Origin of the sequence: Halalkalibacter akibai JCM 9157, assembly GCF_000513135.1 — a bacterium.
GTDB classification, from domain to species: domain Bacteria; phylum Bacillota; class Bacilli; order Bacillales; family Bacillaceae_D; genus Halalkalibacter; species Halalkalibacter akibai.
Genome location: NZ_BAUV01000002.1, coordinates 193146 through 208457 on the forward strand (window position 1 = coordinate 193146; position 15312 = coordinate 208457).

A 15312-nucleotide genomic window follows, 5' to 3' on the forward strand; every position below is an offset into this window, starting at 1 on the left:
TACAAACTTACTTTAAGGAACACAAGATATCAACTGTACACATCTTTTGTTATTAAACGTACGCTAGTTATAATAGTAGATGAGGAGGGGGAAGGATGAGTCACGTACGAGTAATCTTTCATTTAGATATGAATAGCTTTTTTGCCTCGGTTGAAATTGCTCATAATCCTACCTTAAAAGGAAAACCAGTAGCTATTGCTGGTAATCCAGAAGAGAGAAGAGGAATTATAATAACGAGTAGTTATGAGGCAAGAGCAAAAGGTGTAAAGACAACGATGCCACTTTGGCAAGCAAAAAAGCTCTGCCCTAATTTAATTGTACTTAAACCAAATGGTGATCGTTATAGAGAAGCTTCTAACGCGTTATTTAGTATTTTATTTTCGTATACTCCTTTAGTTCAACAAGTCTCGATTGATGAAGGGTATTTAGATGTTACATCTTACTTAAAAGAAATACATCCGGTTAAACTCGCTGAAGCGATTCAAGAAAGAATATCTTCTGAGCTAAATTTACCGTGTAGTATTGGGATTGCGCCAAATAAGTTTCTAGCCAAGATGGCAAGTGATATGAAAAAGCCGAATGGAATAACGATTCTTCGGAAAAGAGACATTGATAAGCTTCTTTGGCCCTTGCTATTCAAGAAATGCATGGAATTGGGAAAAGGACTGTTGATAAATGGATTAAAAATAATATTGTAACAATTGGTGATTTAGCAAGAGCTAGTGATGAACTGCTTAGTAAAAAGTTTGGAGATCGTGCGATGGAACTGAAAAGAAGAGCGAATGGTCATGATGATCGACCGGTTAATCCACATGCTTATTCAGATTATAAATCAATTGGGCATTCAACAACCTTAAGGGCAGATACAAACAATATGACGTTAATTCAATCGACTCTTGAGCAATTAGCAAAGCGTGTCCAAACTCGGTTAAGGAAAAAGGATCTCTTTGCTGGTGGGGTACAACTTACGATTCGTTATCACAATTGGAAAATGATAACCAAAAGTCGCAAGCTACTGAATCCAATCCAAAATGAAGAAGAGTTATTGAGAGAAGCTAGACTATTATTTAACAAAGCATGGAACGAAGAAAAAATAAGACTGTTAGGAATTAGTACTTATGATCTGATTGAAAAAAAACACGCTTATAAACAACTGGATCTCTTTACATATAAGGAAGATGAAAAAAGGCATGAATTGAATGAGACAATGATCAAACTTCAAGAAAAGTTTGGTGAAAACATTGTTCATAAAGGTTGGAAGAAACAAGAAGAGGAAAAAGGTTAACAAGTAAGTCATTCGTACCGATAATATCAGTAATAAGAAATACGGGTGCAATGATTTTCTCAAAAAAGACCTATGATTTGTAAAATAACTACTCTAGGACTTAATAAGGGATCGCTCATTGCATGTTCTTGGTAGAAGAACTTTAACAAGATTGAAAGAGCGGAGCGTGAACATACATGCAAATTCAACATCATCTTCACACATCTGGACAGCCAATAGATAAGCTACAACAAGTTAAGGATGGAGAAATATACCGAGCTACAGTGAAAGAACAAACGGGGAAAGATGAAGCAGTTCTTTCGATTCGTGGCCGTGAAGTCAATGTGAAGTTTGACGGTGAATTTCCTAAAACAGATAGGATATCCATACAAGTAGTAAACGCATCTAATGATGTAGTAGTAGTAAAGGCGATTGAAGAAAGTCGATCAATTCCTCAAGCACAGAAGATAGACCGGGAAAGTGTCAGTCAAAGTTTACGTTCATTGGGTGTGCAACAACCTACGACAGAATTGCGTCAAGCCGTTGCAATGATAATGGAAAAAGGAATGCCACTTTCGAAAGAGGCTGTTTCAGATCTACAAAAATTTCTAAATGAGGGAAAAACGGAAACACGTCTTCAAACTGTACAAGCAGTTGTGAATAAGCGTCTTGATATAACCCCGACTATTTTACGTAGTGTTCATGAATCGTTACATGGGAGACCTTTGAATGAAGTATTAAACGATCTTGCAAAAGAAATGGATCGAGATTTTAAAGTAGAAGCACCTGTTAGAGAACGAACGAATCAATCATCGGATCTGGTAAATGTTACTGACAGAAATCAGTCTAATAATAGAGGAAGTCAAGAGTTACAAGTCTCATCAAATGCACGTCAAAATCAAGTAACTAGTATACAAGATCAATTGAATCAAGCTAAAGATCTGATTATAAAAGATCCATCTGTTTCAAGAGCTGCTGATCGCGTTCAACAAACAATGAATAGGTTAGATCCGGATTCTAATCGTGTAATCGAGCGAGCAGTTACGGAGTCTAAATATCTTGATCAAGTATCAAAAGACAGAGTATTGCAGGTACTAAATCAAAGTGTTGATAAAACTAACCCTGTTGAGCAGGGGATTGTAAAAGAGGCAAATAAGTTAATTCAAAGAGAAGGATTAACTCAACCTGTTCGAGATCAGATTGATAAATTAACACGTGAAGGATTCGCTAAGGATATTCAAGAACAAGTGAGTAAAGTATTAAAACAATCAGAACAGTTGCAAGAGAATGCCAGAACGAGATTAGCTCAGGCAGTAAATCAAGTTACAACTAATTTAACTTCTAATGTGGTAGAATCAACTGTTTTACAGGAAGCAATAACAGAAAGTAAAAATGTTTTACAAAAAGAGGCGAATTATGAGAAAGCAGTTCAGAAGATTGATTTGTTGTTCAATACTCAATCTGGAAGTGTTAAATCTGAGTTGCTTCAAGTGTTAGAAACGGCAAAAGAGTTTCAACAACAAGGAAGGGAAATCAAAGCGCGACAAGAGATTGCTGCTTTTATTAATAGAGTCGAAGAGCAAATTAAATCGACAGAAGTAAATCGTCCACAAATGGATAATAATGCTTATATTAATAATGAATTGTTTCAAACGAGTGTAAATATGAGTAGTAAGTCAATTGCTGTTACAACGGTAACGGAGAAATTAGCTCAAATGACATCCGATTTCAAACAATTACAACGAGAAATTTCTAGAAATCTCGACCAAGTTAATAGACAGATTGAACAATTTCGCAATTTGGCACAGCCAGTTGCAAAACCACTATTAGAAACGACTATTAAAAAGTTAGATCAAGCGATTTTAAAAAGTGAAATGATGCAGTTAGCAGATATGAAAACGGAAAAGCAATTAATGGTTGCAAGTAGTCAATTAGCAGAAGCTAAAAAATTACTTTCACGTGGAAAGCATACAGAGGCAAATCGAATTGTCCAGGATGTGAAACAACTAGTCGATAAACTTATTTTTCAACCTTCAGATACAAAGGTGAAGCATTATACAGCTGCTAGTGAGAAAGCATTAAGTGACATGCAATTACCTAGACAAGCTTTTGCAAGTCAATATAGTGATTTGGCACGGGGACCAATACAAGAGGGGTCGCCTAGAGCCATGTTTGAAATGGTCAGAACGGCAGGCTTAAACCGTGACAGTGAATTAGCTCAACTTCTTGTTTCTAACAGAGAGCTTCAAGATTCGAGTGAACGAAATCTTAAATCGACTTTGATGCAATTAGCACGAGGTGAAGATGAAGGATCAAGAGCTCAACAACTTGCTTCACAAGCGCTATCTAATGTCACAGGACAACAATTATTAAGCCGATCAGATCAACAAGGTAATTTGCAGAGTATGGTTCTACAACTACCTTTTCTATTAGAAGACAAAGTCGAAAACCTTCAAGTGTTTGTTAATTCCAGAAATGAAGGCCAACAAGTGGACTGGGAGAACTGCAGTCTTTATTTTCTAATGGAAACCCCGAAAATGGGAGAAATAGGAATATCGGTATCGGCTATTGAAAAGCAGTTATCGGTTACCATTAAAAATGATAACCAGGATTTTCAATTCAAGATGGCTCCGCTTGTACAAATGACCGTCGAAAATTTAACAGAAATCGGTTATAGCATAAATGGGATTAAGTATGCCCAGCTAACAACAGAGGAAAAAATGCTGAATAACGAACAGCAAGAGCAAAAACTTCGTCAACAACCAGTATACACGGAGAAAGGGTTTGATTTTAAAATATGATGGTTACTAAACACTTTAATCATAAAGTACGAAAACAAATCAATGGACCAACAGCAGCAGTCATTCGTTATGACGAAGAAAATGGTGGTGCACCGAAAGTAGTAGCTCAAGGTAAAGGGCACGTTGCCAATCAGATTATTGAGTTAGCTAAAAAAAATCAAGTTCAAATGCAAGAAGATCCGTTGCTCGTCGAAAATCTACTTGATATGGATTTAGGGGATAATATTCCTCCACAACTATACTCAGTTATGGCTGAAGTTCTTCTTTTAATTGAAGAAATGGAAAAAAAGTATTAAACATTATCTATTACTCTCCGATACTATTAATAGAAGTTCTAAGAAGTAAAAAATACATGGAGTTTAATAATAGCTGGAGGTGGACGGTTTGACCACGTTCCTGACGAACGAAGCGCTTCATCAAAAAACATCACAAGAGTTAACCTCTTTATTATACGAAGCGTGTCTAACCAATTTAGAAACAGCAATCATTGAGATAAACAATAAAAATTTTATAGAAGTTAACGAGAAATTAAAAAAAGCAATCGACATCATTCATCGACTTGGTTCCGGCCTGAATTATGAAGCGGGGATTATTGCTGATCAATTAGATCAAGTTTATAACTATATCGCTGATAAAATCATTGAAGCAAATTTTACAAAAGATGCGAGCATTATTGAAGAAGTGATCAAGCTTGTGACGATGTTAATGTCTTCTTGGAATGAAGCAATGAAAACTAAACGTGATAGTTTGACGCAAGCGACGAAAAGAAAAGCTTTAGCTTATGAAAGTAGCTCCGTTTACGAATAAATAAAAAATGTTGAAGGGATGTCCTCTACGTGAAAATTAATAATAATATTCAAGCATTAAATGCTTACCGTAACCTACATCAAAATCAATTTAATACTTCCAGAAATCTTGAAAAATTATCTTCTGGATTACGTATCAACCGTGCTTCAGATGATGCGGCAGGACTTGCAATTTCTGAAAAAATGCGTTCACAAATCCGCGGCTTAAAAATGGCTGAGAGAAATGCAATGGACGGAATTTCACTTATGCAAACATCTGAGGGTGCGATGCAAGAAGCACACACTATGCTTCAACGTATGCGTGAATTAGCTGTACAAGCAGCAAATGACACAAACACAGCTTATGATCGTGAGCAAATTCAAAAAGAAATCGAGCAATTGAAATTAGAGATTGATGATATTTCAGAAAAGACGGAATTTAATACTCGTAAATTGTTGAATGGTTCTAGTGCGGTGTTGACGTCGATAAACGTTGATGCTGATAATGTGACAAAGGTAATGGGAGTGCCAAAAGTACTTGATGCTAATTTAAAAAGCGGCGAATATACTGTAAATGTTGTAAATAGTAGAGAAGTCGTTAAGATAAATCAACCGGTCGCTGGCTTAACTAACCCAGATTTTATAAAATTAGCTGAACCTAGCACTTCGCAAGCATTTGGAGAATACACAATTAACATTCGTGAGTTTGCGACTGACAACGGAGTTACCTCTGCTAGAATTGAAGTTGTCGGACCGGATGGATTATCTATTGAAACTAAGTCGGTGAATATGCCGACAGAACCAACTTTTGATACTATTGGTGGAGTTGCGATAGACATCTCAAGAGTGAATGGTAATGGAACAGTAAAGGTGTCGATAGAGCAAGAGGCGAGTTTAACTATCTCTAAAGATGGAAGTACTTTAACTGCTGCCAAGACGTTGACGAGTAACAACGGTGTTTTTCGTCATGGAGGAATGGAATTCTCATACAATAATGATATTGTCGATGGAAATACAAAATTCTCCCTAACAAACAACGCGCTAGCATTCCAAATCGGACCGAATACAAACCAAAATGTTATGATTGACATTCCTCGTATGGATGTTGTAACACTTGGAATTGAAGCGGTTGATGTTACAACAAACGACGGAGCAAATAAAGCCATTTTCCAACTAGATCAAGCTATTAACAGAGTATCTGAAGCTCGTGCAAAACTCGGGGCTGTTCAAAATCGTATGGAACACACAATTAATAACCTACAAGTAACTCATGAGAACTTAACAGCTTCTGAATCTCGAATTCGTGACGCTGATATGGCGCTTGAAATGACGGAATTTACTCGTAACAACATTTTGAATCAATCCGCTACAGCTATGTTAGCTCAAGCGAATCAATTACCTCAAGGCGTGTTACAACTTCTACAATAATATGAATGACGAGAAGAACCAAATTCTTCTCGTCGTTTTTCAATTTTAGCTTATTTCGGTTTAGATTATAAATTTGTGATACACTACAGTCAAAGATCGATATTTGAAAGAAGGTGTGAAAATGGATGTCCAACGAATAGGTAAAACAGGGTTGAATCGTGTTGAAAGCAAGAAAACAGGACCTGAAGCAAAAGTTTCCTTTCAAGAAGTGATGGGAAAGCAACGAGATGAAAAGGCATATGAGCGCTTGGCTCAATTGATGCATAAAATAGACGACCAAGGCAAAGTGTTAGCTGAAACAAGAACCGTTGATGAGCTTAGAAAGTACAAGCAGCTCGTAAAAGAGTTTATGGAGGACGCTGTTCAATTTGGCTTAAGCCTAGAGGAACGCCGTGGGTTTAATCGAAGAGGCCGTACAAAGATTTATAAAATTGTTCAAGAGGTAGATCGTAAGTTATTAGATTTAACGGATGCCGTCCTCGAGAAGCAAAAAAAAGGATTGGATATTTTAAATATGGTTGGTGAGATTAAAGGCTTGCTCGTAAACATATATGCTTAAAAAGGAGACTCAAACATGCATGAGTCTCCTTTTTTATTGAACGGATTGTAATGCTTCATATTACTAAATAAAAAAGTGCGAAAACCTATTAAATTAGAGGAAATAAAATTAAAAGCAATAAGTTAAACGTTACATGAGAAACAATGGGTACCCAGATGTTGTTTGTTTTTACATAGAGGAAACTCCAAATTAAACCTGCGATTAAGGCAGCTAATACAAGTAATAGACTTCCTGTGACTAAATGACAACCTGCATAGAGCAATGTCCCAATTAAAGCAGCGTGAATATCAGATGTTTGGTTCATTAATCTTTTAACGATAAAGCCTCGCCAAAACCACTCTTCTCCAGGTATGATAATGACAAATAAGAAGAGAAAGTTAAGAAAACCGGTTGGCTGCACTAATTGATAAAGAGTTTCAAGTTCAGTCAATAAAGGAATACCATTATAGAGGAGAAACCACTTACCAAGTGCAAAAAGACCATATAAGGCTAAACCTGTGCCCAATGCAATTGTAATCAAGGAGATTCTTGGAAAAGTTATATTATGCTTCTCAAAAATCCAACTCCAAATGGAGAGAAGGGAGAGTGCTATAGGAAAAGTAGTCCAAAACGCATTCAAGGTCAAATTAAAGCTTAAAGTCAATAATCCTAGTGCAAGAAGAATACCAATATAAAAATAACGATCTTGTTTCATGTTATCCACCTTTAGTAGTGAGTGAGGAGAGAGAAATGAGAAATTCTATTAATTTTACTTATACAACAAAGATTAATGCGCCAATCGAAGAGGTGTGGAGCTTTTTTTCTTCAGCTACTAATTTATCAAAAATAACGCAATTTCCGCAAGTAAACATTGTTTCCGATCCTAGAACGATGGAAGGAAATAAAATCGAAATGGTGCTTTCATTCGGTTGGATTAAAATGAAATGGGTCTCACTTATTAGAGATGTCCAAAAGCCTAACCAATTTGTTGATGATGGAATCAAGCTACCTTTTCCATTTATTCAATGGTCACATGTTCATGCATTTAGTCAAACAGGAAATACAACGCTTATGGAAGACCATGTCGTGTGTAAATCAGTACTCCCTAATTTTATGATAAAGCCTATTTTAAATGGAATGTTTAAAGGAAGGGAAAAAGCATTGCATACCCATTTTAAGTCATTTTAATCGTTTTAATCTAACTCTATCTGGTAAAGCTAGAACCAGAAGGAGTGGCTCTTATGCATTCAAAACAAACCGTAAAATATGTATGTAAATCTTATCCGTCAGGTAATCAATATTACTATAAGCTTGAGGTAATCACCCATGACTCTTGGGAAAAAATTGAATCCTTAGACTGGTCAGCACCAAGGCCAATATCTAAAAGTACGTTTGAAAAACGCCAGAAAGAAGGCTATAAAGTAGAATATATTAAAATGAGTAACCCTCCTGCAGAAGTAATTCCTTTTATTAAAAAGTGACTAAACAGTGAATTCCTTCTGTTTAGATAGCATCCTGTACTTATTTTCGATACACTAAAGGATATGTAACAAAAGACAGGAGAGAAACAAACTGATGAAACAAGTTATAAGTGGGTTACTAGTAGCCTTTAGCCTAATTGCTCTTACTGGCTGTAACATTATTACAGAAGAGTATGAGCAAACCTATACATTAGATGCAACGGACCTTATTGCCATTCAAATTAACCATGATGAGGGTGACGTTCGTATTACCGGGGGTGAGTCTGATCAGATTTCGGTTACTGCTACTTTCACAGCATGGAGCGATGAGAGCGCTGAACACGCACAAGATTTTATAAAAGAAAATCTAACCGTTGACTTAAGTGCAGATGGAAGTCAAGCTGTACTGAAAACTTCCGTTAAGCGGGGGAATAACCCAGAACAAGGTTTTATACACCTAAACATAGAGATGCCTAATAATTTAGTGGTAGATTATCGTCAAAACGAGGGTCAATTAAGAGTAGAATCTATGCGCTCTGATCTGAACATTCAACATGGAACGAATCATCTTTTTCTAAATGATATCATAGGGAATATAAAGATTACTGATGGAGCAGGGGATGCAACGCTAGAAGAAGTTGTCGGAGACATGATCATTAACAATAATGCTGGAATAACAAAGCTTGTCCAATCTGTAGGATCAGTCAATCTTATTGCAGGTTCTGGGCCGGTAGATATAGAAGAGCATGAAGGAGACATCACGGTAAGAAGTGGTGTTGGTAATATAAATATAAATCAGGTTATTGGAAATGTTACGATACTAGAAAGTCGGGATGGAACAGTAAATATAGATAATATTATAGCACCATTAGCCAACCGTAATTGATAAAAAAGTGTACAGGTTTGATCTGTACGCTTTTTTCTTATTTTAAAACTTCTTTATAGAGTGGAAACTGTATTGACTTTTTTGAATAGGATGGATAGAATACTATTAAACTAATAAAACATATCAAATTACATGGAATTAAAATAAATGTAAACTAAAGCAATATTAGTACGTATTAAGTTATTGTCGAGTATTTGACTCTGAATTAAAAATTTACAACGAAAAAAGGAGTGAAAGTATGAAGTTAAATTATAACAGCTTACAAACTGAAGATTACCAGGCTATTAATAAAGAACTAGAGAGAAAAGATTCATTAGAAGTTCTGAAATGGGCATATAACTCATTTGGAGATAAGCTTGTTTATTCCTGTTCGTTTGGTGCGGAAGGAATGGTATTAATTGATCTAATTAGCAAAGTAAAAAAGGATGCTACTATTGTCTTCCTTGATACAGACTTTCATTTTAAAGAGACTTATGAACTAATTGATAAGGTGAAGGCCCGTTATCCTTCGCTAAATATTGAGTTAGCTAAGCCGGAGATAACTCCTGAACAGCAAGCTGAGAAACATGGTGACCGTTTATGGGAACGTGACCCTGATGCCTGTTGCAATGTTAGAAAACTTGTTCCGCTTCAGCGTGAATTAGATAAGTATAATGCTTGGATTTCAGGTTTGCGCCGGGAACAATCTCCAACTAGAGTGAATACTCAATTCGTTAATCAGGATAACCGTTTTAAGTCGATAAAGGTTTGCCCACTGATTCATTGGACCGAGGAAGAGATCTGGATGTATATTAAACTGCACAAGCTTCCTTATAATGACCTGCATGATAAAAGCTACCCAAGTATAGGTTGTGAATATTGTACGAAGCCTGTTGCTGAGGGAGGAGATCCGAGAAGTGGTCGCTGGGCTAACTCAGAAAAAACAGAATGTGGTTTGCATAAGTAACGCTCACTTTTAGGAGTGGGTTTACATAAATAGATACAGCTATTTGTGACAAAATTTCATATAACTGAAAGGAAGATGATGATGATTCAAGCACATGGAGGTACATTAATAAACAAGTTTGATGCTAATTATGATTTGACTAATGTAACAAAGGAGATTGAGTTAGATGCATTCTCTCTATCTGACTTAGAACTCATTGGAATTGGAGCATTTAGTCCTTTAACTGGATTTTTAGGAAAAGAAGACTATGAATCAGTTGTACAAAACATGCGATTAGCAAACGGAACGGTCTGGAGTATTCCAGTTACACTACCGGTTACAGAGGAAAAAGCAGCTGAGCTTGTAACAGGAGAAAAAGTTAAACTAACATTCAATAATGAAACATTTGGAGTGATTGTTGTTTCTGATATTTTTACTCCTAATAAACAAGTCGAAGCAGAAAAAGTTTATCGTGCAAATGATGACGCTCATCCTGGTGTTAGTAAAATGTTTGAGAGACCTTCTGTTTATGTAGGAGGAGAGATCACCCTTACGAAACGAGTGAAGCATGAACGTTTTGAATCCTATTACCTTGATCCAGTAGAAACACGTGCTAAATTTGCAGAATTAGGCTGGAAACGCATTGTTGGATTTCAAACTCGTAACCCAGTTCACCGTGCACATGAATACATTCAAAAATCAGCACTAGAAATTGTTGACGGTCTTTTCTTAAATCCGCTTGTTGGCGAAACGAAGTCTGATGACATTCCGGCCGATGTTCGAATGGAAAGCTACGAAGTATTGCTTGAGAAATACTATCCTAAAGATCGAGTGTTTTTAGCTGTTTTCCCTGCTGCAATGCGCTATGCCGGACCACGTGAAGCTATTTTTCATGCGATTGTTCGTCAAAATTATGGATGTACACATTTTATCGTTGGTCGTGACCATGCAGGTGTTGGTGATTATTACGGAACATATGATGCACAATTAATTTTCTCCGAATTCGAAGAAGGAGAATTAGCAATCGAGCCGCTTTTCTTTGAGCATAGTTTCTTTTGTAAAGCGTGCGGAAATATGGCTTCAACTAAAACATGCCCACATACTAAAGAAGATCATGTGGTTTTATCTGGTACGAAAGTCCGTCAGATGTTATCTGAAGGGGTAGTACCACCACCTGAGTTCAGCAGAAAAGAAGTTGTGGAAGTATTAATTCGTGGTATGCAGAAAGTTCATGCCTAATAGGAAGGAAGATAAAATATGTTAACCATTGTCGCAATTATCATTGCTTGTTTCTTTGCAATGAACATAGGAGCAAGTGGAACAGCTGCGGCGATGGGACCTGCCTACGGTAGCGGTGCGATTCCGAAAAAAAGAAATGCAATGCTTTTAGTTGGTGTTTTTGCTTTTCTAGGTGCGCTGGCTGGTGGTGAGGTAGTTCGAACAATAGGAAGTGGGATTATTCCCACTTCCATTGTTGATGTGGAAATAGTTATTATTATTTTAGCTGCTGCTTGTCTTTCTTTATTTATAGCTAATTTATTAGGAATTCCTTTGTCCACTAGTGAAGTAGTGGTAGGAGCTATTGTAGGGGCAGGAATAGCTTATCAAAATCTCTTTTTTGATAAATTGATTGTCATTGTTTCTTTTTGGGTAATTGTCCCGATCGTTGCTTTTTTATTAGCTTATGTGTTTGGACTTTTAGTTAGGAAATTAGAAAAAAAATACCCTGATCTAACAGGGAAGGGAAAATGGAAAAAGCCACTAGTAATCCTCTTAATCATAAGTGGTTGTATGGAAGCTTATGCTGCAGGAATGAACAATGTTGCAAATGCGGTAGGTCCTTTGGTTGGAGCTGGACTTCTGGACATAACCCCAGCTATATTAATGGGTGGCTTCTTTGTAGCAATTGGTGCTTTGTTATTAGGAGGACGTGTGCTTGAAACGAATGGAAAGCGTATTACGAAATTAAGTCTCTTACAAGGCAGTACAGTTTCTATTACCGGAGGATCTTTAGTTATTACTGCCTCTATTTTTGGTTTGCCAGTTCCATTAACACAGGTAACTACTTCAGCCATTATCGGAATAGGTACTGTTAATGGTGGGCTAAGACTTTGGCAAAAAAGCATTCTAAAACAGATCATTAAAGTTTGGGTTGTTTCTCCTTTGTTTTCACTTGTTTTATCTTATGGACTCATCTTGCTCTTTAAACAAGGAGATTATTACACTTTGTTTGTAGTTCTAAGCGTTTTAATTGCTACAGGTGGTGCATATAGCATGTATCAATCTGCGAAACAAGAAAGAAGATCTACCTTTGATGATGGAGGCGGAATTTAACCTGATTGTCAGTATAGATATCTATTTATAATAAGGGGGAATTACGGTGTCAAAACAAAACATTGTATGGCATGAAACAACGATTAAAAAAGAAGAGCGTCAAGAAAGAAATGGTCACAGCAGTGTTATTCTTTGGTTTACTGGTCTTTCAGGTGCAGGGAAATCTACTTTAGCAAATGCGCTTGAACAGCAGCTATTTAACTCAGGAAAACACAGCTATGTATTAGACGGAGATAATGTTCGACACGGATTAAATAAAGGACTTGGCTTTAGTGATGAGGATCGAAAAGAAAACATTCGTAGAATTGGAGAAGTCGCAAAACTTTTCGTTGATGCAGGAACGATTGTTTGTACAGCTTTTATTTCACCTTTCAAAGAAGATCGTAATCGTGTTCGTGAGCTTGTGGAAGACGGTGAGTTTATTGAAGTCTATGTACGCTGCTCGTTAGAAGCTTGTGAACAACGTGATCCAAAAGGATTATATAAAAAGGCAAGAGCTGGTGAAATTCCTGAATTTACAGGAATTAGCTCTCCATATGAGGAACCAGATGCACCTGAGTTAATTATTGATTCAGATAAGCAAACGGTCGAGGAATCTGTTGAAACGATCATTGCCTACTTGAAGGAAAGAAAAATTCTTTAATACTTAAGTAGGATGTTACCGTATAGAATATGCAAAAAAGCGCAATAAACCAGCCTTTAGTCAAAGGCTGGTTTATTGTTTTTAACGAATTAAAATTAATTAGCAATTGACCTTAACGCAGCAGCAATGTCAATTTCCCCAAAACCATAGTACACATCATGTCCTTTTGTTCCTAAATCTTTTGCTGTAGATCTCATTACTTCGTACACTTCTTCATTCGATAAGTCTGGTCTTAAAGAACGAATAAGACCGGCTAAACCAGCTACATGTGGAGCTGCCATGGACGTGCCAGACATGACCACATAATTATTGTTTGGAAACAAACTTGGGATATGCTCGCCTGGTGCTGTTACATCAACGTGCTGTCCGTAATTAGAGAAAAACGCTCGATTTCTAGCATCATTCACCGCAGCGACAGTAAACACTTCATCGTAAAATGCAGGGTACATCGGATCTTCAACATTGTCATTTCCAGATGCTCCAATTAAAATAACGTCTTGTTCATAAGCGTATCTAATCGCATCATAAAGTAAATCAGACGGGTAATAATCACCTAGACTCATATTAATTACATCTGCACCTTGATCAACAGCCAATAGATGCCTTTTGCAACTTCATAAGAAGAACCTTCGCCTTGATCATTTAGCACTTTTACAGGCAAGATTGTGCTATTAAAAGAGATTCCAGCAATGCCCGTTACGTTGTTGGTCAATGCAGCAGCAACACCGGCGACATGAGTACCGTGACCGTGAGCATCGGAGAAATTAGCTGAATCGTCAATAGCATTATAACCAGGTCCAAGCTTTTCCTTGATATCGAGATGTTCAGGGTCTACCCCAGTGTCAAGAACTGCAATTTTTACGCCTTGTCCACTAGTTAGATTCCAGCCATCACTAATTTCTATTTGATCTAAATTCCATTGATATGGCTCAAAGAATTCATCATTTGGCAAAGAGGTTAATACGGTTTGTTGAGTGTGTTGTTTCTTTTTTTCTACATATTTAGGTGGTTGCTCTCTTGTATCATTTGGTACGGTTGAAAAAATAGTTACCTGTTTTGAAATGATGAAATTCGGTTCTACGATTGCTAAATCATAGTCACGTTTTAATCGTTGAATGAGTTGTTCCGTTGATTCTGTCTGCGATTCAACTACATATAATGGGTTATTGTTTTCCACAATTTTTAAGTCTTGATGATCTAAAAACCATGTTTCTGCTACTTGTGGATGTTTAAATTTTATAACAGCTTGATTTTCATGATATGGTTGCTGTAAACTTTCAGGTTTAGGTTCGTTTGAATGAACGACTATTTGCCAGCCAAGCTCAGGTACGGTTTCCGACTGCAAGTTTTCTGGTAGATCCTCGGTAGTCTCCCATTCAACTTCTGGGTTTGCTCCAGAGACGAAAAAGGTACCATTTGCATCGGCAACAGAGGCCATATCTTTTACAAATGATTTGACAAAAGTTAAATCGACCTCGCCAACAACCATTCGACCATCAGTTAGCTGTTCACCGATTAACATATATTGTTCGCCATTAACTGTGTAAGGGTCTGAAAAGTCACTTTTCATATGATGATGTGTAAGTTTATCTAAAGATAATCTGTTTATATCTCCTACTTGTTCTACAACTTCGTCACCTTTCATAATAGCAAATCCATTAAAGTGCGGGTGTTCTTGAAATTCTTCCTGAAAACGAGACCTCATTTCATCAGTATTTAAATCAGCCTCGGCCCAACGTTGCATCTGAGCAGAAAGTTGTTTTAAAAACATGGAAGTTGTTAATGACAAATCTTCAGCCATTAAATGATCCATTGCTGATACTTCAAGTTGCTTCGGGATATGTTTTGTTTGAATTGAATAATGATTATCATCAATTAAGGCGCGACCAATTATCGCTAGTCCAATCCCAACAAGGCCAACGATTAATACGGTTTTAGCCATTCTCCATAACATTGTTCGTATCATCCTTTCTTTCTAAAAATGCGATAAGTAGATGGTTTCATTTTCCGAAGTTATTCCAGATTCATTATTAATGCTGCTTAGCTTTCTACGTATCGAGTTATTTTGTGGCGAGCTTATTCTGTGGGCTCTTTTTTCTCTTTAGGTTTCCAAAAATCAGAATGATCCTTGTCTACGTTTGTATCTAACAAATGTGATATAGGAACAACGGCAACCTTTTCTTTTTGGAATAAGGATAAAGTATTTTCAATTCCAGCAAATGTTTCGTGTCCTTTAATACCGACATGA

General features: G+C 36.8%; 13 protein-coding genes and 2 pseudogenes. 13 read left to right on the forward strand and 2 right to left on the reverse strand.

Going from position 1 to position 15312, the window contains the following annotated elements; translation table 11 throughout:
- The first annotated feature begins 95 nt into the window (after nucleotides 1-95).
- The 6 genes and pseudogenes from JCM9157_RS26180 (at nucleotide 96) to JCM9157_RS02385 (ending at nucleotide 6837) form a co-directional block, all read left to right on the forward strand.
- A pseudogene (locus tag JCM9157_RS26180) lies at nucleotides 96-1285 on the forward strand (DNA polymerase IV).
- 176 nt (nucleotides 1286-1461) lie between these two features.
- Nucleotides 1462-4065: a hypothetical protein gene (locus tag JCM9157_RS02365; protein ID WP_052012897.1), complete on the forward strand. Its 2604-nt coding sequence runs from the start codon at nucleotides 1462-1464 to the stop codon at nucleotides 4063-4065.
- Nucleotides 4062-4361, forward strand: a complete 300-nt coding sequence (locus JCM9157_RS02370) for an EscU/YscU/HrcU family type III secretion system export apparatus switch protein (RefSeq protein ID WP_173401243.1) — start codon at nucleotides 4062-4064, stop codon at nucleotides 4359-4361. Before JCM9157_RS02365 ends, JCM9157_RS02370 begins: the two co-directional genes overlap by 4 nt.
- Nucleotides 4362-4449: 88 nt before the next feature.
- A complete protein-coding gene (gene fliS / locus JCM9157_RS02375) occupies nucleotides 4450-4872 on the forward strand; it encodes a flagellar export chaperone FliS (RefSeq protein WP_035661660.1) in 423 nt (140 codons plus the stop codon).
- A 29-nt stretch (nucleotides 4873-4901) separates the two neighbouring features.
- The gene (locus JCM9157_RS02380; protein WP_035661663.1) at nucleotides 4902-6278 is read left to right on the forward strand and encodes a flagellin N-terminal helical domain-containing protein; all 1377 of its coding nucleotides are present in this window, start codon (nucleotides 4902-4904) and stop codon (nucleotides 6276-6278) included.
- Between the two features lie 121 nt (nucleotides 6279-6399).
- Entirely contained in the window at nucleotides 6400-6837 is a 438-nt protein-coding gene (locus JCM9157_RS02385; RefSeq protein ID WP_035661664.1) for a YaaR family protein, read from the forward strand.
- 88 nt (nucleotides 6838-6925) lie between these two features.
- On the opposite strand, the gene JCM9157_RS02390 is transcribed toward JCM9157_RS02385, so the two are convergent.
- Entirely contained in the window at nucleotides 6926-7531 is a 606-nt protein-coding gene (locus JCM9157_RS02390; protein ID WP_035661667.1) for a CPBP family intramembrane glutamic endopeptidase, read from the reverse strand.
- 35 nt (nucleotides 7532-7566) lie between these two features.
- Between JCM9157_RS02390 and JCM9157_RS02395 the strand changes: the two genes are divergently transcribed.
- The 7 genes from JCM9157_RS02395 to cysC all read left to right on the forward strand — a co-directional run bounded on the left by JCM9157_RS02395 (nucleotide 7567) and on the right by cysC (nucleotide 13064).
- A complete protein-coding gene (locus JCM9157_RS02395) occupies nucleotides 7567-8004 on the forward strand; it encodes an SRPBCC family protein (protein WP_035661669.1) in 438 nt (145 codons plus the stop codon).
- 53 nt (nucleotides 8005-8057) lie between these two features.
- Entirely contained in the window at nucleotides 8058-8297 is a 240-nt protein-coding gene (locus tag JCM9157_RS02400; protein ID WP_035661672.1) for a hypothetical protein, read from the forward strand.
- Nucleotides 8298-8391: 94 nt separating this feature from the next.
- Nucleotides 8392-9162, forward strand: coding sequence for a DUF4097 family beta strand repeat-containing protein (locus tag JCM9157_RS02405; RefSeq protein ID WP_035661675.1), 771 nt, complete (start codon nucleotides 8392-8394; stop codon nucleotides 9160-9162).
- Between the two features lie 238 nt (nucleotides 9163-9400).
- On the forward strand, nucleotides 9401-10108 hold the full coding sequence (locus JCM9157_RS02410; protein WP_035661677.1) for a phosphoadenylyl-sulfate reductase: 708 nt from the start codon (nucleotides 9401-9403) through the stop codon (nucleotides 10106-10108).
- A 75-nt stretch (nucleotides 10109-10183) separates the two neighbouring features.
- Entirely contained in the window at nucleotides 10184-11326 is a 1143-nt protein-coding gene (gene sat / locus JCM9157_RS02415) for a sulfate adenylyltransferase (RefSeq protein ID WP_035661845.1), read from the forward strand.
- A gap of 18 nt (nucleotides 11327-11344) precedes the next feature.
- Nucleotides 11345-12421, forward strand: coding sequence for a sulfate permease (gene cysP, locus JCM9157_RS02420; RefSeq protein WP_035661679.1), 1077 nt, complete (start codon nucleotides 11345-11347; stop codon nucleotides 12419-12421).
- A gap of 40 nt (nucleotides 12422-12461) precedes the next feature.
- Nucleotides 12462-13064: an adenylyl-sulfate kinase gene (gene cysC, locus JCM9157_RS02425; protein ID WP_148296790.1), complete on the forward strand. Its 603-nt coding sequence runs from the start codon at nucleotides 12462-12464 to the stop codon at nucleotides 13062-13064.
- 95 nt (nucleotides 13065-13159) lie between these two features.
- On the opposite strand, the pseudogene JCM9157_RS02430 reads toward cysC, so the two are convergent.
- Nucleotides 13160-15030 (reverse strand): annotated as a pseudogene (locus tag JCM9157_RS02430) (S8 family peptidase).
- Nucleotides 15031-15312 lie beyond the last annotated feature (282 nt).

Excerpts from the sequence above, each read along its gene's own strand:
- JCM9157_RS02365 (WP_052012897.1), top strand. The coding sequence starts at position 1,462 with ATGCAAATTCAACATCATCTTCACACATCTGGACAGCCAATAGATAAG.
- JCM9157_RS02370 (WP_173401243.1), top strand. The coding sequence starts at position 4,062 with ATGATGGTTACTAAACACTTTAATCATAAAGTACGAAAACAAATCAAT.
- JCM9157_RS02385 (WP_035661664.1), top strand. The coding sequence starts at position 6,400 with ATGGATGTCCAACGAATAGGTAAAACAGGGTTGAATCGTGTTGAAAGC.
- JCM9157_RS02390 (WP_035661667.1), bottom strand. The coding sequence starts at position 7,531 with ATGAAACAAGATCGTTATTTTTATATTGGTATTCTTCTTGCACTAGGA.
- JCM9157_RS02395 (WP_035661669.1), top strand. The coding sequence starts at position 7,567 with ATGAGAAATTCTATTAATTTTACTTATACAACAAAGATTAATGCGCCA.
- JCM9157_RS02400 (WP_035661672.1), top strand. The coding sequence starts at position 8,058 with ATGCATTCAAAACAAACCGTAAAATATGTATGTAAATCTTATCCGTCA.
- JCM9157_RS02405 (WP_035661675.1), top strand. The coding sequence starts at position 8,392 with ATGAAACAAGTTATAAGTGGGTTACTAGTAGCCTTTAGCCTAATTGCT.
- JCM9157_RS02410 (WP_035661677.1), top strand. The coding sequence starts at position 9,401 with ATGAAGTTAAATTATAACAGCTTACAAACTGAAGATTACCAGGCTATT.
- sat (WP_035661845.1), top strand. The coding sequence starts at position 10,184 with ATGATGATGATTCAAGCACATGGAGGTACATTAATAAACAAGTTTGAT.
- cysP (WP_035661679.1), top strand. The coding sequence starts at position 11,345 with ATGTTAACCATTGTCGCAATTATCATTGCTTGTTTCTTTGCAATGAAC.